Raw genomic sequence first — 23,158 nt, forward strand, 5'->3', positions numbered from 1 at the left:
GCGGTGCCCCCTTACAGCTCGAGAATCATCTTCGAGACGATGTTCTTCTGGATTTCGTTGGAGCCGCCGAAGATCGACAGCTTGCGCATGTTGAAGTAGTCCCCTGCAATAGACGCGCTGTAATCGGCGTGCAGCAGCTCGCCGTCGTAGTCCAGCTGCAGCTCCTCGTCGAGGAATGGCAGCGCATACGGGCCGATGACTTTGCGCAACAGATGGGTGATCGCCTGGCGGATCTCGGTGCCCTTGACCTTGAGGATCGAGGACTCGGCACCGGGCACGCCGCCCTCCTTCGCTGCCGCGAGGATGCGCAGGGTGCTCATCTCGATGGCCATCAGCTGCATTTCGACTTCCGCAACCTGGGCACGGAACAGCGGGTCTTCGAGCATTGGTTTGCCGTCGCAGACGTCCTTCATGGCGATGCGCTTGAGATGTGCCAGCGCCGCCTTCGACGCGCCGATGCCGGCCAGGCCTGTGCGCTCGTGGGTCAAAAGGTACTTGGCGCAAGTCCAGCCCTGGTTTTCCTGGCCGACGAGGTTTTCCACCGGCACGCGGACGTTGTCGAAGAAAACTTCGTTAACTTCGTGATCGCCGTCCAGGGTGATGATCGGCCGCACGCTGATGCCCGGCGTGCTCATGTCGATCAACAGGAAGCTGATGCCGCGCTGCTGTTGGGCTTCCGGATCGGTACGCACCAGGCAAAAGATCCAATCGGCGTGCTGGCCGAGGGTGGTCCAGGTCTTCTGGCCGTTGACGACATAGTGGTCGCCGTCACGCACGGCGCGGGTCTTCAGGCTCGCCAGATCGGAACCGGCACCCGGCTCGGAATAGCCCTGGCACCACCAGTCGGTGCCATCGAGGATGCGCGGCAGGTAGTGATCCTTCTGCTGCTGGGTGCCGAACTTGATGATCACCGGGGCGACCATGTTGACGCCGAACGGCACACTACGCGGCGCACCGAAGGCGGCGCATTCCTCGTCGAAAATGTGCTTCTCGACCGGGCCCCAGGTGGTCCCGCCCAGCTCCACCGGCCAGCCCGGCGCGTACCAGCCGCGCTTGACCAGAATCTGCTGCCAGCGCTGGTGGTCTTCTTTGGACATGTGCTTGCCGAGCTTGACCTTGGCGGCGATGTCCGCGGGCAGCTCGTTTGTCAGGAAGGCGCGCACTTCATCGCGGAAGGCGAGCTCTTCGGCCGTGTAGTTGACGTTCATGGGAAGGTCCTCATGGTGCGTTCGGATTGCAGGCGGGCGGTGCTCATTGCCCGGCCTGCCATTCGGTGAAGGTGCGGCCTTCGGCGGCCAGTTTTTCCAGCAGCGGCGCTGGCTTCCACCAGTCGCCGCAACGTGCGTGCAGTTCCTTGACCCGCGCCAGCACCTTGTCCAGGCCAACGCTGTCGGCGTAGTACATCGGGCCGCCACGGAAGGCCGGGAAGCCGTAACCGTTGAGGTAGATGATGTCGATGTCGCTGGAACGCTGAGCGACGCCTTCCTCGAGGATTTTCGCGCCCTCGTTGACCAGCGCGTAGATGGTCCGCTCGATGATGTACTGCTCGTCCAGCTCGCGGCGCTCGATGCCCTTTTCGCTGGAGGCAGCTTCGAGCATAGGCGCCAACTCGGGATTCTCCAGCGGCGTGCGGTTGCCCGGCTCATAGCGGTAATAGCCGGTTCCGGTCTTTTGCCCCAGCATGCCGGCTTCGCAGAGCTTGTCCGAAACGGTCGGGAAATCGCGGTCCGCCGGCAGAAAAGCGCGCTGACGCTTGCGGATCGCCTGGCCGATGTCGAGGCCCGACAGATCGCGCATGGCGAACGGCCCCATGGCCATGCCGAAATTGCGCAGCGCGCCGTCAACTTGCTGCGGCGTGGCGCCCTCTTCCAGCAGGAACTCCGCCTCGCGGCCGTACTGGAAGACCATGCGATTGCCGACGAAGCCATCGCAGACGCCGACCACCACCGAGACTTTCTTCAGCTTCTTCCCGATGGCCATGGCAGTGGCGAGCACCTCGTGGCTGGTCTTCTCGCCGCGCACCACTTCCAGCAAGCGCATGACGTTGGCCGGGCTGAAGAAGTGCAGCCCGACCACGTCTTCGGGTCGTTTGGTGAAGGCGGCGATGGCGTTCAGGTCCAGCGATGAGGTGTTCGAAGCGAGAACCGCACCGGGCTTGCACACCGCGTCCAGCTGTTCGAAAACCTGCTGCTTGACGCCCATCTCCTCGAACACGGCTTCGACCACTACGTCGACGTCGGCCAGCGCGCCGTACTCAGTGACACCGGTGACCAGCGCGAGGCGCTTTTCCATCGCTTCCTCGGTGAGACTGCCGCGCTTGACGCTGGCCGCGTAGGTATCACGAGCCCGCTGCAGGCCGCGCTGCAGCGCTTCTTCATTGATCTCCAGCAGCTTCACCGGCACACCGGCGTTGGCGAAGCACAGGGCAATACCGACACCCATGGTGCCGCCGCCGATCACCGCGGCGGTATTGATCGACCGCGGTTTCACATCGGATGGCAGATCGTTGATCTTGCTTGCCTGACGCTCGGAAAAGAAAGAATGGATCAGCGCGCCGCGTTGCGGCGAGTTCAGGCATTCGGCAAATAACTCACGCTCGCGCTTGAGGCCTTCGGCCAGCGGCAGCTTCGTCGCAGCCTCGACTGCCGCGATGCAACGCAGCGGCGAGAACAGCCCCGGCATGCGCTTGGCCACTTCGGCGTGCTTGGCGCGGATCAGCGCCTCGTTGTCGGCGTTTTCCAGACCGCGCGTCTGTTCACCGCTGCGGCGCGGGGCGCGGCCTTCTTCGACCATGCGACGAGCATAGGCCAGACCGGCGCCTCTCAGGTCGCCTTCGAATACCTCATCGACGATGTGGTGCTCCACCGCCTCAGCGGCGCCAATCGGCGTGCCGCTGACGATCATGTCCAGCGCCTTGGCGACCCCGGCCAGACGCGGCAGTCGCTGCGTACCGCCAGCGCCGGGCAGCAGCCCCAGCTTCACTTCCGGCAACCCAACCTTGGCGTCGCGGCGTGCGATGCGGTAATGACAGCCCAATGCGACTTCCAACCCGCCACCCAGGGCGGTGCCATGAATAACCGCAACGCTGGGCTTGCTGCTGCTTTCGATAACCTCGATCACCTCCGGCAGGCTCGGCGCCTGCGGCGGCTTGCCGAATTCCTTGATATCGGCGCCGGCGATAAAGGTGTTGCCTTCGCAGACCAGCACGACGGCGCGAACCTGCGCGTCCGCTTCGGCGCTTTGAAACGCCTGCAGCAGCCCTTGGCGCACGACATGGCTGAGCGCGTTGACCGGGGGGTTGTTGACCGTGATCAGAGCAATCTCGCCCTGAAGTTCGAGCCGTACGACATCCGTCATGGCAGGCCTCCGCTTGTGAAATGATGAATTGGATTTGTTATTTCACGGAATCTTGTTTCGCACAGCAGAATAATAGACTCATTTCTGCATGTCGAGAGACTGGTGACAATCGCTTCAGCTGGCAACCGCCATAACTGCCTAGCGCACCGGACGTCGTCTTTTCGCCTGTTTTCGCACCTAATCGATGCGCCAGCGAGACTCACGCGTCAACGCGACCTGCTGATGACAGCAGACAAAACCGCCACTGGGTGCCGCCAGCTCAAGATATTGACCAGCGGGATAAGCCGCCATAAACAAAAAGGAGCCAGTCCCGAACGGGAACTGGCTCCTCGTGATACCGCTAGTTTTACAGCCCCAGGCAGAGGTACTTGATCTCCAGATAATCCTCGATGCCGTACTTCGAGCCTTCGCGCCCCAATCCGGACGACTTCACGCCGCCGAACGGCGCCACCTCGGTGGAGATCATTCCGGTGTTGATGCCGATCATCCCCGACTCGATGGCCTCAGCCACGCGGAACACGCGGCCCAGGTCACGGGCGTAAAAGTACGCGGCCAAGCCGAACTCGGTGTCGTTGGCCAGGGCGATGCCCTCAGCCTCATCCTCGAAGCGGAACAGCGGCGCCAGCGGCCCGAAGGTTTCCTCTTTGGCCACCTTGGCGCCGTGCGGCACATTGACCATTAATGTCGGTTCGAAATAGCTACCGCCCATCTGATGCGCCTTGCCGCCGGTGAGCACCTTGGCGCCATTGGCGACGGCATCCTCTATGTGCTCCCTGACCTTAGCCGCCGCGCGGTCGTCAATCAGCGGGCCGATGTCGGTGCCCTCTTCTAGCCCATTGCCGACTTTCAGTTTCTCCACCGCGGCCTGGAATTTCTTGGCGAACTCGTCGTACACACCGTTCTGCACATAGATGCGGTTGACGCAGACGCAGGTCTGCCCGGCGTTACGGTATTTGGACTGCATTGCGCCCTTCACCGCCTCATCGAGATCAGCATCGTCGAACACCAGGAACGGTGCGTTGCCGCCCAGTTCCAGCGAGACCTTCTTGATGCCCGGTGCGCACTGAGCCATCAGCTTGGCGCCGACTTCAGTGGAGCCAGTAAAGGTAATCTTGCGCACGGTCGGGTTGGCGGTCAGCTCGTCGCCGATATCGCCGGCCGAACCGGTGATGACACTGAATACGCCTTTGGGAATGCCGGCACGCTCAGCCAACTCGGCCAACGCCAACGCAGAGAACGGCGTCTGGCTGGCGGGCTTGACCACCATGGTGCAACCCGCCGCGAGAGCCGGGCCGGCCTTGCGGGTGATCATCGCCGCCGGGAAATTCCACGGCGTGATGGCAGCTGTGACGCCAATCGGCTGCTTGATGACGATGATGCGCTTGTCTTTTTGATGCCCAGGAATGGTGTCGCCATAGATGCGCTTGGCCTCTTCGGCGAACCACTCGATAAAGGATGCGGCATAGGCGATCTCGCCCTTGGACTCGGCCAGCGGCTTGCCCTGCTCCAGCGTCATCAGCCGGCCCAGATCGTCCTGATTCTCCATCATCAGCTCGAACCAGCGCCGCAGCTTCTGCGAGCGCTCCTTGGCGGTCAGATCACGCCAGGCCGGCAGCGCGCGCTCGGCCGCTTCGATGGCACGGCGTGTTTCGGCGGCCCCCATCTTCGGCACCGTACCGAGGATTTCGCCGCTGGCCGGGTTGTTTACCTTGATCGTCTCGCCGCTGTCGGCGTCCTGCCAGCTGCCATCTATATAAGCCTGCTGACGGAACAGAGCGGTATCTTTGAGTTGCATGGCAGTCTCCTTCGAGCCGGCAGATGCTGCCGGGAAATGGACCAAGGCCGTTGGCCGAAAGGGGCGATCCGCAGCGGGCACCGCCTGACCTCTGTCAGAGCGAAAGGCAACCTCATGGTTCCTGCCGAGACGCACGCCGTTTGATATCTCGAACGAATCCTAGTGGTGTGTAGCTGTGCGCAGCAACACCATGTTCAAAAAAACTAACGCCTGATAGATCAGCCTGATGACCCAGCACGCCATGGCAGCCTCGTCCCAACCATGGCGCCAGCCGCCGAGCCGCCATGGACGGCTGCGGGCGACATGCGTATGATTGCGCCCCGCAACGCACCAGTAGCTCAGCTGGATAGAGTACTGCCCTCCGAAGGCAATACTCACCGAGTTGAGAAGGGTGTCAGCTAATGGTCAAATAGACCGCCGCAACACATGCGCACCAGTAGCTCAGCTGGATAGAGTACCGCCCTCCGAAGGCGGGGGTCGTGGGTTCGAATCCCGCCTGGTGCGCCATATCTCTTTGTTTTATAAACTTTTTTATAAAGCTCAAGCCGATTCAAATCTCGTGCTGGCCCACTCCTGCACGAACCTCCCGATGTCGGCCGTCAGACGCGACGAGCACTGCCCTGGCCACCGTTTTTGGCTGTATTTCGGGCTGTGCCAATTCTGTGCCTATACCGTGCCGCATCCTCTGACGGAGTGCCATCCCTTGCCACCTGCACGAGCACTAGCTCATCGCGCGACGCACATACGCTCAAAACAGCCGCGCTGCACTCAGCCGAATTCAGAAGCTCAGCCCTTACCCCACAAACGTAGCTCCCGATCCAGACCATGGAAAACGCAGCAAGTGATAAGACAGCTGAACATAATCTGAATCGCCCCTAGTTTCGTAGACACCTCCAGGCCTCATAATACGGCCCACTAGGAGGAGTCATGAGCAACCCGCGTTATCCCGAATAATTCAAAATCGAAGCAGTCAAACAGGTGACCGAACGAGGTCTGCCAGTGGCGGAGGTAGCTGCTCGTTTGGGCATGTCGACCCACAGCCTGTATGCCTGGGTTAAGCGCTACAGCAAGCCCCAAGAGCGGCGCGCGCAAGAGGACGATCAGCAAGCTGAGCTGCGTCGTCTTCGTACCGAACTCAAGCGCGTGACCGAAGAGCGAGACATCCTAAAAAAGGCCGCCGCGTACTTTGCCAAGGAGTGCGGCTGAAGTACGCCTTCATCAACCAGCTATCCGCTGACTATTCGGTTCGCCGCCTGTGCCTGACGCTGAAAGTACATGCCAGTGGTTACTACGCGTGGCTGGCTGAACCGAAGTCGGCACGAGCCAAGGATGATCAACGCCTGCTTGGACTGATTAAGCACGCGTGGCTAGAGAGCGGCGGTGTGTACGGCTACCGCAAAATCCACGACGACCTGCGTGAGCCTGGAGAAGCATGCGGCAAGCATCGTGTTGCTCGACTGATGCGCTTGGAAGGGCTGCGCTCACAGACAGGGTATCGTCGCCGACCGGGCCGCTATGGTGGTAAGCCTCCAGCGGCTTCACCGAATCATCTGGAGCGCCGATTCAATGTCACCGAACCCAACAAGGTCTGGGTCACGGACATCACCTTCATCCGCACCTATGAGGGCTGGTTGTATTTGGCGGTGGTGCTCGATCTGTTCTCGCGGCAGGTAATCGGTTGGTCAATGAAACCGCAGATGACCAGCGACCTGGCTATTGATGCGTTGCTGATGGCAGTTTGGCGGCGTAAGCCAAAGCAGGAAGTGATGATTCACTCAGATCAGGGGAGCCAGTTCAGCAGCGGCGACTGGCAGAGCTTCCTGAAAGCCAACAACTTGCTTGGCAGCATGTGTCGGCGCGGCAATTGCCATGACAACGCAGTAGCGGAAAGCTTTTTCCAGCTGCTGAAGCGGGAACGGATCAGGCGAAAAATCTATAGCACCAGGCAGGACGCACGCGCTGATGTGTTCGACTACATCGAGATGTTTTACAACCCAAAACGCCGACACGGTTTCAACAACCAGCTGTCACCAGTAGAGTTTGAGAAGCGACATTTACTGAGCCTGGGAAGTGTCTAAGAAATCCGGGGCGATTCAATCTTCATCGCCATTCTCCCAAGGGGTAATTAAACATGAATCCGCATAACACGCAAGATTACAGCTGTACGTATATGCGCCCGGCACGAGTTATAACTGAATGTAGTGTTTGAGGAATTGAAAAAAGCGGCGTATCTGGTTGATTGTTAGTCGCCAAACAAATCAGCCAGATACGCCGCCATGAATAAGCCATTGACCGACCTGCTGCGCCAAGGAGCGCGAGACCTGATCCAGCGGGCTGTGGAAGCTATGCTGGTGGCTGGCCTATTTGAGACCAGCCCCGCCGTCACCAACCGACACAATAGGCCTACTTATGGTTAGGCGCCATATAGGCCTCAATGACCTTCATTCCCACATAAAACACGCTAGCCGGGTGAGTGACTCGCAGCGCTGATCCGTCGCGAAATTTGTACACTTGGTAAAATTCTTGCTCCCCACGTCCCCATAAAAACTGTGAATCTAAGTACCCCCATTCAAATTCTGCTGACCGAACTTTTTCGCTCACTAAGATCTCGATCTCCTCTCGTGGGAGACCATCTGTTGCAGCCAGAATCCTGTATGCATCAAGGGGCTGCAGCTCACGCGCCCGGTTAGCCCTAAGCGCCTCCTGAGCACTCTTGACGTCTTGCCCCATAAAGCAGCCCAGCCACTCGCACGGCCCTTCGAGATAGGAGATCATCCATAAATCTCCATCCGCATCACGCCAAAGCTGCGAACGGCTAGAGCATCTGTCCTGCCCAGGCTCTACTGATGTCAGACTGAACGGCAGGACCAAGCCGGTTCCATATGGCGATTCCCATCCTCTACACAAGGTAACGCCTAGCCTGCCAGACCGCCCGGGGAAGAATTCAGTGTGCCCATTTTCCAGTATCATACCGCGCTCCTTATATCGGTAACCGTTACTCCCTCCAGCATAAGCGACTGAAATTTCTGAGCAGCCGAAGTCGTTGCACTTACTCCAACCTAGGCTGAGCAGAGCCGCTGGCCTAAGCATGCCCTTCATAGCGAACCGCCAGGGCTGAGCAGAATGGAGAGCTGATTGGCGGAAGTATTCAGCCGCTTTAAATGCTGACTGGCGGCCTGGTAGATCTCGCCGAAATGAACGGGGGAAGACAGGAAAAAGTAATGCGCGGTGATGGGTACATCGACCTGCTGGCGCAGCCAGGCCAGGTAGGGCTCCACTAGCTCGGAGGGGTATGAGCAGAGCAGTTCGACGCTATCGAAGGACACCGTGTTCAGCGTCGCCAGAATCGGGCCTGCCTCAGCACCTGCAACTGCCTTGAGATCATTCCCGCCAACCCAGCTGGCCAATACGCACTGCTTCTTTACCACTGTCCCTGTACTCCCGACCTCCCTATTGCCCATCAACGGGCAGGAGAAAAAATGTGCTCTGGTTCGCGCCTTGGATAGTAACCAATACGCTGATCCGGGTCTTTAACTGCCTGACTGGATGTTCAAGTTGCGCTTTGCCGACAGTGGAACCGTTGATCCAAACGCAGCTCGGCGGGTGAATGGATCACGCTCGCCGCTGCCAGGGGGAGAACAATGAAGGGGCCTTTCGGCCCCTTCTGCACTTAGTTAGCCAATAAGCTTTCAAGCTTCTCGATCAGAAAGTCCAGCGGGCTACGGCCCTCCAGGCGCTTTTCGAACACTTCGTTGCGGTGGTAGGCGACCCAGGTCTCGAGGGCATGCCGGTTATCCTTCTCGTAGCCGGAGCCGAGGACGCAGATAAGCTCGGTGCCATGGGGGTTCTCAAGGTAGTGACTCATAGCTGAAGCCAGATGCTTGAGGTACTTATGCTCGCGGGCCTCCATAGATGGATGCAGAGGGGTCACGTTGTCGCATTTGATCAGTTTCATGATGGAACTCCTCAGGCCTTGAGATTGGCTTTGATCAGGTTGTCGAAGGCACTGCCATCACGGCGGGTCAGGTTGGGCACATAGCGCGAATAGACACGGAACAGCATCTCGGTGGTGGTATGCCCCATCTGCCGGGCGATCCACTCCGGGTTTTCACCAGCCGCCAACCACAGGGTCGCGGCTGTATGACGAGTTTGGTAGGGGCGCCGCCGCCGCAACCCCAGGTGCCGCAGCAGCGGGTACCAAACCCGGTCGTTGATGTTGCGGTATGCGTGCGGCGTACCTTCGCGGGTGCAGAAGACGAACTGCCCACTGCCGGTTTTCTCGCGATGGCCGATGAGCGCCTGATAAACCGGCTCGGACATATCGATCTCACGCTGCGAACCGTCGTTCTTGGTGTAGTCGAGCTTGCCGCCCACCCAGGTCTCACGGATCAAAATCTGCCGCCGCTGAAAGTCGACGTACTTCCACTGCAAACCATCAATTTCGGCCGTCCGCATGCCGGTGAAGAAACGCACCGTGTAGTAGTTGCGGAAATCGTCACGCACTGTGCCGAGGATCTGCAGCACCTCATCCAGAGTGAAGGGCTCCACGTCTGTCTTGGGGACTTTCAGTGATTTGATGTTGAGGTATGGCGAGGTAAACTCGAAGCGGTCAGCTGCCTCACTAAGGATCATGCGCAATGGCGTCATGATGTGGTTGATTCGCGTCGCTGTCAGACTCTGACCTTTCTGCCCGGGGACTTTGCCGAGTGCCGAGCGGAATGACAGAAGTTCTGCTTTGGTGATGGCGCTGACCTCTTTCTTAGCGAACTCAGGCAGCAAATGCTTATCAAGGGTAAGGCGCACGGTTTTGGCGTGCGTATCACGCCATTCGACCCTCATCTCCTCAAACCACAGTTCTGCAAAATCCTTGAACAGTGGTGTTTTCAGCGATGCACAGCCAGCCTGCAGCCGACTGATCTCTAGCACTTTGCTGCTTTGGGGGAAGTAGGTGGCGTAGTCGAAGCTCCCAAGGGTAATTTCCGCTTCGATGCGCTCCAGGATCTTCTCGAGCTTTTTCCGGTTAGCGGGCGTATCAGGCAGCGTGGTCTGCTCGCGGCAGCGCTGATCCAGGTAGGTGAAGTCAAAGAACAACTTCTCGTTGTCGGCGCGGGCACGAATCTTACCCATGGCAGATGCCCCCGCCGGCCATAGGAACCAGCCCGGAAGTCCGCGAGAATTTCTGCATGTCTTCTTCGACGGCTTCCCAGATGAAAAGGATCTTGCGGCCGCCAAAGGGGCGGAAGTAGTGGATCCCCTCGAGCAGGACTGAATCTTTCAAGCGATTACGGATGGTGCGCGCGTCGTACTTCATGCGCGTGGCCAACTCTTCGGTAGTCAGGTATGTGTGAGACATGGCTATGCCCTCTCTGCTAAATTGAACGTCAGCGGATTCTTATGAGCTTCTGAAAACTCATAATGATCTCCTGCAGATCAATATAACGCTCATTTTGAGCTTTGCAAGGGCAAAATGATCTTCTGAAGATCATTTTTCGGAGATTAGAATGGTCAAGTGCCATTTATCTCGCTTACTGGGCGAGCGGAAGCTGAAAATCAGTGACGTAGTCAGGGACACAGGGATGAATCGCGGAACCCTCACGCGGCTCTATCACGAGACCGCGCAGCGGGTGGAGCTCAAGGACCTAGAAACGATCTGCCAGTACCTGAACTGCCAGGTGGGCGATTTGCTGGAACTGCAGGATGATCCGGAGGGCTGAATGCCCACCCTTTCATGCTCGGAAATGCCAGTCGATCGAAGTCATCAGAAAGAGGTAGCGCAATGCTGCGCCGGAATGATGGTTCCTTTCCTGATCAGTGAAACCCGCACCTGTAAGGCGTAGCCTAGCGCGGATCCCGAGGTGCATATTCTCAACAAGCCTGTTCTCGGGCACCTGCTCTATAAACTTCAAACGGGGCTTCCGTAACACTTTTCGCCAAAGGCTTTTGGTTCGCTTGGGTGTGCGCTCATCGTAAATGATGAACTCAATATCGGCAGAAGGAATGCGCAGCTCAGACAGCACCCATAGGTACTCTCGAACGCTCTGCTCATCCTGCCCAGAGTGGAATCGCAGCGTGGTATCGCTCGCCCAGCAGCGCTCGACGAAGTCATCCAGAACCCTGTTAGTTTTTGCCTTATATCTGCCGTCAAGCAATCGGTAGAGCCGGTCAGCGTAGGCAGCTACGCCAGCTAAACCTCCGTGTCTGGGCGGCCTGGGCACCAGCTCAACTTTACCGTTCGGGTCGCAAGTCGCCGAACCGCTAAGGCGGTGCTTACCAAGCTGACGGATATACCTTGCCCGCTCCAGCATGGCCGATCGATCCGCATCGGAAAACTCCACCCAGTCCATGTTGACCGACTGTCCTGATGCTTCCGCGTACGCTTGGTATGCGAGCATGGACGAGATGTCATTCATCCTTGTCAGAGCCCTCCCTTCGCCATTCGATTCTATGGGGCTCATCGGGTAGCTGACTTTGCGACGTTTACTGCGTTTGTATACCCCGATACGACCGATGATGCGCCGCATATGGCGGATCTCAGCTGGCAACCCTGGCGCAGCCAAATCTTCTGGCTTACTTGGCAGGCTGACCCCGGCAATTTTTGCGATGACATGGCCAGGGGGCCAAAACTTGGGCTCCCATTGCCAGCACAACGCCGATAGCCAAGACATGCAGTGCACATAGTGCAGCAGCGACGTCTTGGGGCTCGCATGGCCGAGCACAGCGCTGGTGATATGGATTACACGGCGGGTGGCGGCTTTCCGGGAATGGAAAAACGCATTATTTAACCTTTCTGCATCCAGCAACCACGCCATCGTCTGAGATTGCTCACCGAAGAGAAGTCGAGCGTTCTCGCATGCCCCTAACGCTGTGGCGGCCAGCTTGAAGGTGAGCCAGGTTGCAGCCGAGTGCCGCAGGTGGTGGTAGTGCATATCGGAGCATCTTGTAACCCGGCGGAGGGAGGCATGAATTGCAGGTAACAAGGTGGATTCGGAAACCCATCGTGTCTGCAGCTCGGGGATACAGAACAGAAATTCCGAATATGGACTTTTCTCCTCTTCGTCATCACGCAACCGCGCCAGGCGCTCTATCAGCTGCAGCTCATCTGGCTCGAGCAACACATGGAGTGGCAGCGTACGCGTTGAGTTGCGCGTTTTGAGCGCACGCTGAGAATGGGGGCGAATATGCAGAGCCGCGGGAAGGTTGAGCGCGGTTCGCTGCTCAGCCGATAGCGGCTTCAGGTTCGGATGCCGTCTACGCAGTGCAGCTGCACGTGCGGCAGAGAGCGTCGGTAACTGCAGATCGCGGCGCAGCAACTTCAGCGACTCATTACGCCGCAATCCCAGTCGGTATCCGAAAATCACCACAGCCTGCGCGACCATAGCAATACGCGGTGAGCGATGGCTTAGCGGGCCTGTGGCCAGGTCTCGCAGCACCTGACGATATTGCTCTTCATTGATGATCTGGGCATCAACGAACTGAGGCGTTTTCCCAATACCCAATGCGGCATAGGGGCTGATTGGTGGATAGGAGAAGCTGTTTTGCAGGTATCCATGAAACTCCAGCAGGCCCTTGGCTAGGTTTCTCCTCATTGGCGCCGTGGGTTGTACCTCCAGCAGCGTTTCATACAACTCCTCTAACGCGTCCGGCGGAACATCTAGAATCGACCCAACAGACAGCAAATTGTCCAATCCTATACCGACGTCTCTAACATAGTTGGCAACCGTTTTGGACTGCAAAGGGTTGCCATAGAACGAGCGGCCATGAAGCAGAAACGATGCCCAACCGGTGATCAATTCTTCTAGCGTCGTAGGTACCTGCTCAACCTCCAGTACCGAAACCCGTCCTCTACGGACCTGCCGACATAACGTCGTCAGCCATCCCGGAACTCGTTGTTCGGGCCTACCCAGCCGATGCTTTTTACGTTTGCTTTTTTGTTCATGATTTGAAGACGATCTGTCACCTTGCAGATGCAGCCATGAGTCCGCCAAGACAGAATGCGTCACGTAACCGTATCTGGTGGTGTAATTGATCAACAGCTGCGGTAGCTGCGTTTGGCGCTTGATACGCAGCAGCTCAAACAGTCGACTGAGAGACGCGGGTTGGCTCTGATTATCTACCCCACCTACGGCCAATGCCGCCTGAATACAGTGAAGTTTTCCGTCCCTCTTGGACAGATAAGGTCTCAATTCACTTAGATCTGGAGCGCAACGGGACAACAGTGCCAGTGTCATCGGATCTGGGAACCATTGCCTACTCTCAGCCTCGGATTGCCCACGGATTGAAAGCTTGAGCCGGAACTCTGGTATCCCAGATACCCAAATAATCTGACCTACATCAAGCTGGGTCAGCGCATTTAGCTGGGGGATGTCCATCAGCGCGCCATAGTAGGCGGCGCTCAGCAGGAGTAGCCCAACCCGGCAGTGGGGGGTGAGTTGCTCCAGGTCGTGTCTCAGCGCCCGTTCCAGCGAATCGATCACGTCTCGACTGGCTGAGATGTTCTCTGCTGTATACAAGTCGGGATTGATTGGATTTGCGGGACGCCGCGTGTCGATCGCTATGTGGGCAAGCGGCAGGCTCGGGTTGAATCGCCGCGCCCGGCTTGTTACGTCTCGCAGTGCATTGCGTAATGTCGAGCTTTCAAGCTGATTCTCAAGCTCCCGCATCTTTTCGACAGGAAAATTTCTCAGCGAACGTTTACCGCAGAGCCATTCTCCGATGACATTGTTGGAGTCTCTGCAGCGCTCCTTGAGCGTCTGAAGAAATTCGCTCTTCCATTCTGGATCGTATTTTTCAGGACTCCAAATTGCTGACAGCATTTCCTCAGAAAGGGTCGAAATGGTCATTTAGCCTCCTTAACTAGGTGGCTGTTGCGAACCATCCAACCGAGCTCTCTCATCAGCGGCAATAAATACGCATGGAGGCTCTGGACATAAGCGCCAGGACAAAAGCTTGAGAACGACTCTTGGGGCGCCTCGCCATGCAGCCAGTGCCCCATGAATGCGGCAAGCGTTTCAGGCGGGCACCCACGCTCTGCGAGCTCGGTCCTCAGCAACTTGCGGAAACCGTTCACTGGATGGGGTGTAAAACCAACCACCTGCCGCATATATGCGTCGATATGTGACGGACGGATTTCCTCGTAGTACAGCCGATTGTCATCAGCAAACCACAGGAAAAAACCGGACCTAGGAGGAGTCTGTGCAGGTAGGCCGTATTTGAACTTCACACGAATTGCACAGCAGTGCGCGTCGTATGCCTCTAGCTGCCGACGCAGTAGCTCAGGCATCACTACCAGACGGCTCATGTGACCGTCATCTGCGCCTTTATCGCCCAGTGCGCCGTGGCCACTTCGTTGCTCGAACTCTTCCACTGCTTTTAGCGGGTTGCGGATGGCTCGACACGCGGTCGCCATTAGGAACATGAGGATGGTCCAGAGCGTCAGGCAGTTGTGCCAATGAATCAGCTCTTGAATATCTTTTCGTGGGCGTTTGCGCAGCACTGCGAGCAATGCTTCAAGATTGTTTTTCACAGCGCTAAGTTTCAGACAATTTCGGGCACCAACCGCCATCTCTGAAGAGCTAATGACGTTAGTAACTGGCGCCTCCAAACCTACTGTGCCGTAAATAGCGGTTAATACATTTCGCACTGAATGACAATAGAGGCTGCGTAGGTGATCAACGCTGTATTGGGTGTAATAAAGCGCAGTATTAGCCGACAGGCAAGGCAGCCCGGACAACATCGTGGCCGCAACCACATCGTGTGTATCGGTGATTATTTGGCGATGTAAATAGGAACGAATCTTGTGAACTGTATATCGCGGGTCACCTCCCCCCAATTCTTTCAAGAGGACACGAACTTCGCTCTCAATTTTCTTAACTTTCCCGGCAAATACGGCCGTTCCGGTCGTAGATGGCAGCGCTCTGACTCCCAATACTAACGTCGCGGCTCCCACCATATCCGGTACTGAAACTGCCGCCCCCCTCTTTCGAACCGTTTCAGGGGGCAGTTGCTCCTCCGCAGCGTAATCTGGTGTAGGTATTAAAAACCTGAACTCAGCAGACTCCAAGTCTTTAGCAGGTATAAGCTCAAACGCCACCCGCGGGCGCGCGCCGCCCTCAGAGATCTGTAGTTTTGTGCAATCCTCAAGTGACCTGCCGAACCAGAGCATGAGATGTAGGGCGAGTAGCGCCTCCATGCGCGTACGGATGCCTACCTGCTCTGGCAGTGGCGCTGTGCGGAACCGCTCCCGGCACTGCAGAAATTCATCAGTGACGCTGAACAGGAGATTTGCTAATTCGGGCAACGTCAGCAGGTTGAATCCGAACGGTAAGAACTGCCGAGCGCGGGCAATATGGGCGAGGATTCCCTGATGGCTGAGCAACTCGGCGACATAGGGCCTGACTTCGCCGCCGGTATCGATCAAACAGAGTTCATCTGGCGCAGTGATTTCGCCGTCGGGCAATTCTTCGTCGAAATCATGGTCTAACCGTGGAACAACAAAACTAATATGGCCTGGCAGTAGATCGGGATCGTCCGGATCATCAAGAGGGAACTTGGTTACCCCTTGACTTACTACCACACCTAATCCGGAGCGGACTGGCATCCTGCCTCGATGATTGCCACCACCACCACGACGCTCAGGTGGCTGATCGCCCCCGCAATAACGAACTAGCCGGGTAACAGCAGGAAAGGCATCAGCATGGACGTCGACTGAAATACTGGGATCGAAAACTGTGCAGCTCCGCATAAATATGGCTGGACTAGACCAAATATTTAGCTCTGCAGGGACGGTCAGTAGTTCCTTCGCGCAAAGCGTACGCAGCTTGAGATATGCATTGTATTTCTGGCCGCGAAGGTCCGATGCACCAGAGCTCTCCTGATGCGCCACCAGTAGCTGTCCTACAAGCCGGTAGTAATCTGGCGCGCCATCAACATCGGCCGGCTCATGCCATAACATTGCATACGGGAAAGCGTAATCCTGGACGCCCTGTCCAATGATTGGATTACGCCTGCGCGCCTCATCTCCGGAAAAAAAACGAGGGCCCAGGGCTGAGATGAACCGCGGATTGCTCCTATTAGAAATTATCCAGTGACACTCATGCCGCCAGACCACGGGATCAAAATCACCGACGAACAGAACCGGCGGCTTTTCCATTTCATTCAGCGCGTTTAACAACCCTTGGATTATTCGGGGAAAATCTATGAGCTGAGGATGAGCATCTATAAATTTCAGAATCTCTGTTATGACAGTTACGTCACGCCCGGACCCTGCTGCCAGCTGTAGCAGCTCTTTGAATGTGGTTTCGCAGCCGGCATCCCTTGGCTGGCTTAGTGAGTTCGACATCAGCTAGTCCTATCGTGTGAGTACTAGCTAATAGTGCTAAGCCGAAGTCCCCCAATTCGGGCATGCCATGGAAATCCAGAAGCTGGTTCTGATTTTTCAGAATCGGCTGACACCACACCTGGTTTTCCGCGCATGCGCGGAAAACCAGGTCGATACGCCGAGTATTCTCACACGGATTCCGCGCATGCGCGGGTTGGAAGCGCTGCAGCTTCCAAAGTCGAGGCCATCCCCCTCCAGGCACTAGACATAGGGCCGCCCGCTCACTATTCGATAATATTTTCGGTGCCTAGGCATATCGAACTGGAATCGGTGCACTTGCTCTGAGCACTACCTCATAGAGCGGTGAATTTCTCGCCTGCTCAAAATGGAGGAAATGCACATGCGTAAAAGCGACTGGAAAGCCCAGGTCGGCCAGTTCAGCGACCGCGAAATAGCGAGGAGGTTTGGGGTGGGAGCGACTACCGTCCGCCGGTATCGAAAGGCCAACGGTATCGCCGAATTCAGCTTCAAGCTAGAACTTACACAATCGCTGATTGAGCGGCTGGCAGTACAGACGGACTACAGCCTATCCAAAGACCTCGGTATTCCCGCAAAAAGCATTAAGGAGGCTCGAACTGAGTTTGGTATTCCGGAGCCAAAACCCCTCCGGCCTAAGTTCCAACCACTTGAGGAAATTTGGAACGAGCAAACGATTGCGCTTCTTGGCACTATGCCCGACTACGAGTTAGCCGATAGGCTAAAAGTTAGTAACTACCCGATCAAATCCAAACGAAAAGAGCTGGGAATAAAAGCGTTTGAAAAACCATATCCAAAAATCACTGCTAAAATTGCAGCCGAGTTTGGTTTGACCTCTGACCGAATTTTAGCCGAGCGCCTAGGCGTTTCCCCAAGCTATATCCGTAGGGCGAGACTCAGATGGTTGGCAAAAGACGAATGACCTGTATAATTTCCATTAACTAGCTAACCCCAAAGCGCCGTATATTATGCTTTGCATAGCGGCGCGACTATGAATCGCCCCGGGTTTTGTGGAGGCCGTTTCGTTTAAGTCAGGCCGCCATGGCCTGACCTGCTTGTTGCTGGTGGAAGTTTGCCTCAGCCTCCGCAGGCGGGATATATCCGATTGAGCTCAGCAGGCGTTGGTGGTTGTACCAGTGCACCCATTTCAAAGTCGCCATTTCGACGGCTTCGCGGCTCTTCCATGACTGACGGTAAATCAGCTCGGCCTTGTACAACCCGTTGATGGTTTCGGCCAAGGCGTTGTCGTAGCTGTCTCCCTTGCTGCCAACCGAAGGCTCAATGCCGGCCTCTGCCAGCCGTTCGGTATAGCGGATCGAGACGTACTGGCTTCCACGGTCGCTGTGATGGATCAGACCACCCGAGCAATGCGGCTGACGGGCATACAAGGCTTGCTCTAGGGCATCCAGTACGAAGTCTGTCTTCATGCTGGTACTGACTCGCCAGCCGACGATCCGCCGTGCAAAGACGTCGATCACGAACGCCACGTACAGCCAGCCCTGCCAGGTCGATACATAGGTGAAGTCCGACACCCACAACTGGTTCGGGCGGTCGGCATGGAACTGGCGTTGGACACGATCCAGCGGGCAAAGGGCCTTGTCGCCGGCCACCGTTGTCTGCACGATCTGGCCACGTCTAATGCCCTGCAATCCGGCCCGACGCATTAACCGCTCCACCGTGCATCTGGCGACCTCGATGCCTTCTCGCCGCAGCTGCTTCCAGACCTTCACCGCGCCATAGCACTGCATATTGGCATCCCACACTCGCTGGATTTCCAGGGTCAATGCGTCATCGCGCTGAGCACGACAACAGCGCAGTGCCGGGTTGCGCTGTTGAGCCACGTGCCTGCGGTAACCGGACGGGGCGATCTGCAACACGCGGCAGATCGACTCGACCCCGAGACGGTCACGATGCTGATCGACAAACGCCCTCAGGACTTGGTGCGGCGGTCGAGCTCCGCCTGGGCAAAATACGCACTGGCCAGGCGCAATATCTCGTTTGCCTTACGCAGTTCGCGGTTTTCGCGCTCTAGGGCTCTGATGCGCTCGCGCTCTTCACTGGTCTGACCGGGGCGCTGCCCCGCATCGGTCTGCTGGCGACGAATCCAGCCATGCAGGGTTTGCGCGGCACAGCCAATCTTCGGAGCGATGGCCTCAATGGCTGCCCACTCGGACGGATAGTCGTTCAGGTGTTCCAGAACCATGCGCACAGCACGCTCACGGACTTCAGGGGAGTAGGTAGTAGTCTTTCTCATGGCCTCATCTTCTCAAGAGTTGAGGCCTCCACGAAACCCGGGGTGATTCACTATCAGGTTATCCAGCCCTCTTCAGGAGCACCTAGTTTAAAAATTAGCGCCCTGGCTTATGCAGGTACAGTGCATCCATTAATGTCGAGGCAGTTTTAATGAAGATCAAGCCGATTCGTACTGATGGCGACCTAGCTACCGCTTTGGCGCTTATGGAGCAACTGTGGGGTGCCCCGATCGGTACGCCAGAGAGTGATGCGCTAGAAGCGCTCGCAGCGTTGATCGAGAAATATGAAGACGAACACTATCCGATCCCACCTTCTGATCCCGTCGAGGCCATCAGATTCCGAATGGAACAGCATGGGCTCGGAGTGATCTAGCGCTCCCTGGGTATTCGCTCCAACCGACGCCATCCAGCCGCGCGAATCCCGCAATCGACAAGATGCTAGAAGCCTAGGGTTCGTAAGCCTCGCGATGGAGTAACAGGCTGATCACGACGTCCGTGATGACATCCATTTGATGTTCTCACTTCAAAGCAACCTACGGCTGCTTTCGGCCAAAAGCTGCCTGTCGTTGAGTGCAATTTTTGACTCATGGCTGCCAGCAACGGCAGCAGTTAAAATGCTCAGAGACGATCACTCAACGAGCAATAGACCTAGTTTGTTCGACCGAGCTAGATTAGTAAAAGCTCTTTCACTTTTTGCTTGATTTCAGCAGGGCTTTCTTCAAATCCGTATTTACCGGCATTATCTTTAGAAGAGTTATATCCCAAGAAATAACCATTGTATTGAAAGTAGTTAGTGTCAATTTTTCGCCTGCTTGGCTTGCCTTTTTCCAGCATATCCAGAAGCGTTTTTAAGTGTGAGCGTGTTAGCCAGAATTTTAGAAGTAATCCGCTCCCTAGCATTCAGTGCCGATCATTGGAGCTGCTTGAAAGCCCAAGGCCTAGCTCAGGGCTAGTCGTCTACACCAGTTCCGCTATGTATGCTGAAGGGGGCCCAACCACTCTACCTGACCAGCAACCTCAAGCGCTTCGGCGAATTCAACCTCAAGCTAAACCGGCCACCGGAGCCCTGGATCAAGGACTCGGTGTTCCAACAAGCTGCCGGCTCGCTGCGGGTGATCAGACCTAGCCAGCTAGATACCGAGAAAACGCCATGATCAACATTCCTCCCGCATCCTTCCGCCTTACACCGTACGGCGAAGTGGACGCCGTGGCGTTGGAAAACCTGCGCGACAGCTTCGACACCTCTCAACTGCTCCGGCTGGTTGATCGCTTGGACGTCTGCTTGGTGGAACTGGGTGGAATCACCTCCATTCGCGACGAGCTACTGAGATTGCATGCGATGGCTCTGACGATAGTTGAGGGCATCGCTCTTACGGTGCCTGCCGAGAGTGCTTGTATCTGGACAGAAGCCCAATCTCTACAGATGGATCTTGAGGCACTGGTTTCTTGGGCGCGCTCCGCTCAGCTCATCATTGCGCCGCTGATCAATCTTGCTCCACAGCACGAGGCATGAGCGCTCTCGCCGATTTCGACGAGGCTCAACTGTTTCTGACCATGGCTGGAATCGCCCGTAAGTAGATCAATTCACCAATCAGTTCTACGAGTGTCTGAGTAATCACAGCCGCCGCGGCCAGCGCGCGAATGGACTCCGGGAGCGCTAGGGCCAGGGGAAGCACTACAAGCGAGTTGCGAGTGCCTGAGCTAAAGGCCACTGCCCGTGCGGCAGAAGCCTCCAAGCCAAATAGCCGGGAGCTGAGTACGCCGAGGGCCGGAGCGAGTAGTAGAAACGCTCCGTATACCGGAAGCAACGGCGCCAGGATGTCGAGTTGGTACACGACAGCCGCGATCTGCGAACCCACCACCACGATTAGAACCAGGGCCATTGCAGGCACTGGCAGCCAGGCCCAACCTGCGCTCCATGCGCGAAGCAGCAGAGATCGGCGTCCGCCAAATTCGGTGAGCACAGCCGCTACCAAGGGTAGGACGATCAGTAACAGGAAGGCTTCTGCGAAGGGCCACAGCTCGATCACTGTGCCGGCTTCGGGGCCAAGGATTAGCCGCAAGTAGAGGGGCAGCAGCAGAAGCTGGAGCAACAGCAGCAATGGCGTCGCCGCGAGCACCAGACGAGAGTCCCCTTTGCCCAGGTGGGTGAAGACCACCACGTAATCGATACAAGGCGTCAGCAGGACAAGCAGCGCGCCGACCAACAAGGCCTTGTTCGATGAGAGCGGCCACGTCACCAGCCACACCATCAATGGCACCAATAGGAAGTTGGCCAGCAACAAGGCACCGACGAAGCGGCGGTTGGCAAAAGCTTCTCGCAGCTCCAAAAAAGGAATCTGCAGAAACATGGCATACATCAGCACGGCAATCGCCGGTGTGATGGCCATGGCCGTCAGTCCGGTGAATTGCGCAGAGCTCAGGCCTGCAATGGCAGCGGCCACCACCGCCGCGAAATAAAATGCTATCTGGTGTTCTTCCAGCCAGTCCCGCGACATCTGATATCTTCCCTTGTTGCGCAAGGGCGACATTCTCCCACTGGCATCGGATTTAACCCAGCGTTGAGGCTGGTTGCTTTTCGCTTTGCCGTTGGGCGAAGTCCGCAACGGTCCTAACAAGTCCTGCCGATAAGAGGATGCATGATGTTTCGAAATAACTGGATGGCGGGTCTGAGGCAAGTGCTCGCCATCGCCAGGAGTTAACCGCAATGAATCCTCAACCTTCAGGCATGCCCTGGAACCTGCTGCTGCTAACCTGGCTGGTCGCACTGGTATCGACCCTGTCCGCGCTGTTCATTGGTGAGGTGATGGGCCAGGCACCCTGCGTGTTGTGCTGGTTCCAGCGTGCCTTCATGTTTCCGCTGGCGGTGATCCTGGCCATCGCCTGCTACCGCTCGGATTTCACCGTCTGGCACTATGCCCTGCCGCTGACCGCTATCGGTGCGGCACTGGCATTTGTTCACACGCTGCTCTATGCAGGGCTGATTCCACAGCCGATCCAGCCCTGCACGGCCACTGGTCCATCCTGCTCAGGCGCCGGAATGACCCTCTTCGGCGTGGTGCCCCTGCCGGCACTCGCCTTGTTCGCTTTTATCCTTATCGCCATCCTGCTCATAATCATCCGTCGGAGAACCACCCCATGAATCGCCGTTCCGTGGTCCTGATCGTCAGTGTCGTGATCCTGGCCGTCTTTGCTGCCGCCGCATTCTTCTATTCCCCCTCGCAATCGCCTCAACAGGCCCAGGCTCCCGGTTCGACAGCCCAAGAGACCGCGACACAACCCAAACAGAACGGCGGCCAGTTGGTTCGCTTCCACTCACCAGTGTTCGGCCCGGCGCAAGCGCCAGTGACCATCGTCGAATTCTTTGACCCTTCCTGCGAGGCATGCCGCGCCTTCCACCCCTATGTGAAGCAGATCCTCGCCGAGAACCCGGAAGACGTGCGTTTGGTGCTGCGCTATGTACTGTTCCATCAAGGCTCCGAAGAGGTGGCGCGAATGCTGGAGGCGGCGCGTAAGCAAAATCTCCATGAACAAGTGTTGGGGGCTGTGCTGGAAGCCCAACCCGGTTGGCACGACGACCCCAAGGTAACGCAGGCATGGGCTGCTGCAGAGCGCGTCGGTTTGAACTTGGAACAGGCCCGCCAGGACATGCATACGCCTGGCGTCAACGCCGTGCTGGAAACGGACATGCAGGACGTTAAAGCCGTTGGGGTTCGTGGCACGCCGACTTTTTTTGTCAATGGTCGTGCGCTCAGCGAGTTTGGCCCGGAGCCGCTGCGCCAGTTGGTGAACAGCGAAGTGGCCAAGGCACGAGAATGACACTATGAGCGCGCTGGAAAACCGCGTGCCACCGCTGCTCGTGGCCGGCCTGATCGCTGTGCTGATGGGTTTGTCGGGAACCAAATTGCCGGGTTTCGAACTGGCATGGACCGCGCGCCTGACCTTCGCTTTGCCAATACTGCTCCTGGGGCTCGGCGTGTGCCTCGCCGGCGTCCTGTCGTTTCGCCGCGCGCGTACTACGGTTAATCCATTGCAGCCGCAGCAGGCTTCTGCATTAGTGGAGGCTGGCATCTACCGGTACAGCCGCAACCCCATGTACTTAGGCTTTGCCATTATCCTGGCGGCTTGGGCGCTGGTCTTGGCCTCGCCTCTAACCCTGCTTGGCGTAGTTGCTTTCGTGCTGTACATGAACCGTTTCCAGATCCCAGCCGAAGAGTGGGCGCTGGAAACATTGTTCGGCGAATCATTTGCCCGCTACCGTGCACGAGTCCGCCGCTGGCTCTGAGCGTCCGCGGCGGTAGCGACTGGCGGGGCTTGCTCGTCGCGGCAGCCTGCCGAAGGTGCCACGACCTAGCCTGATCTCCTCGTGACGAGCTGCTTTGGCCACATGCCGCTAGCATG

21 protein-coding genes, 1 tRNA gene, 1 pseudogene and 1 other annotated feature are annotated in these 23,158 nt (G+C 57.3%); of the genes and pseudogenes, 10 read left to right on the forward strand and 13 right to left on the reverse strand.

Annotated elements, in window-relative coordinates:
- Positions 1-11: 11 nt before the first annotated feature.
- The 3 genes from GYM54_RS13140 to gabD form a co-directional block, all read right to left on the reverse strand.
- Positions 12-1,208: an acyl-CoA dehydrogenase family protein gene (locus GYM54_RS13140; protein WP_197445365.1), complete on the reverse strand. Its 1,197-nt coding sequence runs from the start codon at positions 1,206-1,208 to the stop codon at positions 12-14.
- A gap of 43 nt (positions 1,209-1,251) precedes the next feature.
- On the reverse strand, positions 1,252-3,357 hold the full coding sequence (locus tag GYM54_RS13145) for a 3-hydroxyacyl-CoA dehydrogenase NAD-binding domain-containing protein (protein WP_197445366.1): 2,106 nt from the start codon (positions 3,355-3,357) through the stop codon (positions 1,252-1,254).
- Between the two features lie 346 nt (positions 3,358-3,703).
- On the reverse strand, positions 3,704-5,152 hold the full coding sequence (gene gabD / locus GYM54_RS13150; protein WP_197445367.1) for an NADP-dependent succinate-semialdehyde dehydrogenase: 1,449 nt from the start codon (positions 5,150-5,152) through the stop codon (positions 3,704-3,706).
- A gap of 430 nt (positions 5,153-5,582) precedes the next feature.
- Between gabD and GYM54_RS13155 the strand changes: the two genes are divergently transcribed.
- Together GYM54_RS13155 and GYM54_RS13160 are read left to right on the forward strand one after the other, a co-directional pair.
- Positions 5,583-5,659: transfer RNA gene (locus tag GYM54_RS13155), tRNA-Arg, on the forward strand.
- Positions 5,660-6,112: 453 nt separating this feature from the next.
- Positions 6,113-7,230 (forward strand): IS3 family transposase gene (locus GYM54_RS13160; protein WP_231108049.1). Its coding sequence is split into 2 segments (ribosomal slippage): positions 6,113-6,317 and positions 6,317-7,230, totalling 1,119 coding nucleotides; the frame shifts between segments, so codons are not numbered across the junction.
- A 325-nt stretch (positions 7,231-7,555) separates the two neighbouring features.
- On the opposite strand, the gene GYM54_RS13165 is transcribed toward GYM54_RS13160, so the two are convergent.
- From GYM54_RS13165 to GYM54_RS13185, 5 genes are all read right to left on the reverse strand, one after another.
- Positions 7,556-7,927: a hypothetical protein gene (locus tag GYM54_RS13165; protein ID WP_064480996.1), complete on the reverse strand. Its 372-nt coding sequence runs from the start codon at positions 7,925-7,927 to the stop codon at positions 7,556-7,558.
- 320 nt (positions 7,928-8,247) lie between these two features.
- Complete coding sequence (locus GYM54_RS13170; protein WP_023444220.1) at positions 8,248-8,559, reverse strand: hypothetical protein; 312 nt, start codon at positions 8,557-8,559, stop codon at positions 8,248-8,250.
- A gap of 263 nt (positions 8,560-8,822) precedes the next feature.
- A complete protein-coding gene (locus tag GYM54_RS13175; RefSeq protein ID WP_023444221.1) occupies positions 8,823-9,107 on the reverse strand; it encodes a hypothetical protein in 285 nt (94 codons plus the stop codon).
- An 11-nt stretch (positions 9,108-9,118) separates the two neighbouring features.
- Positions 9,119-10,279 carry an Arm DNA-binding domain-containing protein gene (locus tag GYM54_RS13180; protein ID WP_023444704.1) on the reverse strand — a complete coding sequence of 387 codons (1,161 nt, stop codon included), beginning with the start codon at positions 10,277-10,279 and terminating at the stop codon, positions 9,119-9,121.
- Positions 10,272-10,505: a hypothetical protein gene (locus GYM54_RS13185; protein WP_019341962.1), complete on the reverse strand. Its 234-nt coding sequence runs from the start codon at positions 10,503-10,505 to the stop codon at positions 10,272-10,274. The genes GYM54_RS13180 and GYM54_RS13185 overlap by 8 nt, the downstream gene beginning before the upstream one ends.
- 148 nt (positions 10,506-10,653) lie before the next feature.
- On the opposite strand from GYM54_RS13185, the gene GYM54_RS13190 reads away from it, so the two are divergent.
- Complete coding sequence (locus tag GYM54_RS13190) at positions 10,654-10,866, forward strand: helix-turn-helix transcriptional regulator (RefSeq protein ID WP_019341961.1); 213 nt, start codon at positions 10,654-10,656, stop codon at positions 10,864-10,866.
- A gap of 12 nt (positions 10,867-10,878) precedes the next feature.
- Here GYM54_RS13190 and GYM54_RS13195 read toward each other — a convergent pair whose 3' ends face one another.
- Positions 10,879-13,992: a site-specific integrase gene (locus GYM54_RS13195; protein ID WP_023444705.1), complete on the reverse strand. Its 3,114-nt coding sequence runs from the start codon at positions 13,990-13,992 to the stop codon at positions 10,879-10,881.
- Positions 13,989-16,490 carry a site-specific integrase gene (locus GYM54_RS13200; protein WP_081262847.1) on the reverse strand — a complete coding sequence of 834 codons (2,502 nt, stop codon included), beginning with the start codon at positions 16,488-16,490 and terminating at the stop codon, positions 13,989-13,991. The genes GYM54_RS13195 and GYM54_RS13200 overlap by 4 nt, the downstream gene beginning before the upstream one ends.
- A 379-nt stretch (positions 16,491-16,869) precedes the next feature.
- On the opposite strand from GYM54_RS13200, the gene GYM54_RS13205 reads away from it, so the two are divergent.
- Complete coding sequence (locus GYM54_RS13205) at positions 16,870-17,427, forward strand: hypothetical protein (RefSeq protein WP_023444708.1); 558 nt, start codon at positions 16,870-16,872, stop codon at positions 17,425-17,427.
- A gap of 109 nt (positions 17,428-17,536) precedes the next feature.
- Here GYM54_RS13205 and GYM54_RS13210 read toward each other — a convergent pair.
- Positions 17,537-18,759, reverse strand: a protein-coding gene (locus tag GYM54_RS13210; protein WP_076611849.1) for an IS3-like element ISPst4 family transposase whose coding sequence is annotated in 2 segments (ribosomal slippage) — positions 17,537-18,474 and positions 18,474-18,759 — 1,224 coding nt in all. Because the reading frame shifts where the segments join, the coding sequence is not laid out codon by codon here.
- Positions 18,365-18,481, reverse strand: a sequence feature (AL1L pseudoknot). Its footprint overlaps the gene before it by 117 nt.
- A gap of 149 nt (positions 18,760-18,908) precedes the next feature.
- On the opposite strand from GYM54_RS13210, the pseudogene GYM54_RS13215 reads away from it, so the two are divergent.
- Positions 18,909-19,118: pseudogene (locus tag GYM54_RS13215) on the forward strand (type II toxin-antitoxin system HigA family antitoxin); the annotation flags it as partial.
- A gap of 305 nt (positions 19,119-19,423) precedes the next feature.
- On the opposite strand, the gene GYM54_RS13220 reads toward GYM54_RS13215, so the two are convergent.
- Positions 19,424-19,591, reverse strand: a complete 168-nt coding sequence (locus GYM54_RS13220) for a hypothetical protein (RefSeq protein ID WP_197446040.1) — start codon at positions 19,589-19,591, stop codon at positions 19,424-19,426.
- Positions 19,592-19,734: 143 nt separating this feature from the next.
- Here GYM54_RS13220 and GYM54_RS13225 point away from each other — a divergent pair, with 143 nt between their 5' ends.
- Together GYM54_RS13225 and tnpC are read left to right on the forward strand one after the other, a co-directional pair.
- Positions 19,735-19,911 carry a hypothetical protein gene (locus GYM54_RS13225; RefSeq protein WP_003292677.1) on the forward strand — a complete coding sequence of 59 codons (177 nt, stop codon included), beginning with the start codon at positions 19,735-19,737 and terminating at the stop codon, positions 19,909-19,911.
- A complete protein-coding gene (gene tnpC, locus GYM54_RS13230; RefSeq protein WP_003292676.1) occupies positions 19,908-20,270 on the forward strand; it encodes a Tn3 family transposase post-transcriptional regulator TnpC in 363 nt (120 codons plus the stop codon). The genes GYM54_RS13225 and tnpC overlap by 4 nt, the downstream gene beginning before the upstream one ends.
- Positions 20,271-20,295: 25 nt before the next feature.
- Here the strand turns inward: tnpC and GYM54_RS13235 are convergent, their stop codons facing one another.
- Positions 20,296-21,255 (reverse strand): arsenic resistance protein, encoded by a 960-nt coding sequence (locus tag GYM54_RS13235; protein ID WP_003292675.1) that lies wholly within the window; start codon positions 21,253-21,255, stop codon positions 20,296-20,298.
- A gap of 209 nt (positions 21,256-21,464) precedes the next feature.
- Here GYM54_RS13235 and GYM54_RS13240 point away from each other — a divergent pair, with 209 nt between their 5' ends.
- From GYM54_RS13240 to GYM54_RS13250, 3 genes are read left to right on the forward strand one after another with little or no spacing between them, the layout of a single operon-like run.
- Positions 21,465-21,899 (forward strand): disulfide bond formation protein B, encoded by a 435-nt coding sequence (locus tag GYM54_RS13240; RefSeq protein WP_003292674.1) that lies wholly within the window; start codon positions 21,465-21,467, stop codon positions 21,897-21,899.
- Positions 21,896-22,576: a thioredoxin domain-containing protein gene (locus GYM54_RS13245; protein WP_008569955.1), complete on the forward strand. Its 681-nt coding sequence runs from the start codon at positions 21,896-21,898 to the stop codon at positions 22,574-22,576. The genes GYM54_RS13240 and GYM54_RS13245 overlap by 4 nt, the downstream gene beginning before the upstream one ends.
- A 4-nt stretch (positions 22,577-22,580) precedes the next feature.
- Positions 22,581-23,042 carry an isoprenylcysteine carboxylmethyltransferase family protein gene (locus GYM54_RS13250; protein ID WP_003292672.1) on the forward strand — a complete coding sequence of 154 codons (462 nt, stop codon included), beginning with the start codon at positions 22,581-22,583 and terminating at the stop codon, positions 23,040-23,042.
- The last annotated feature ends 116 nt before the right edge of the window (positions 23,043-23,158 follow it).

Origin of the sequence: Pseudomonas sp. MTM4 (assembly GCF_019355055.1) — a bacterium.
GTDB lineage: Bacteria > Pseudomonadota > Gammaproteobacteria > Pseudomonadales > Pseudomonadaceae > Stutzerimonas.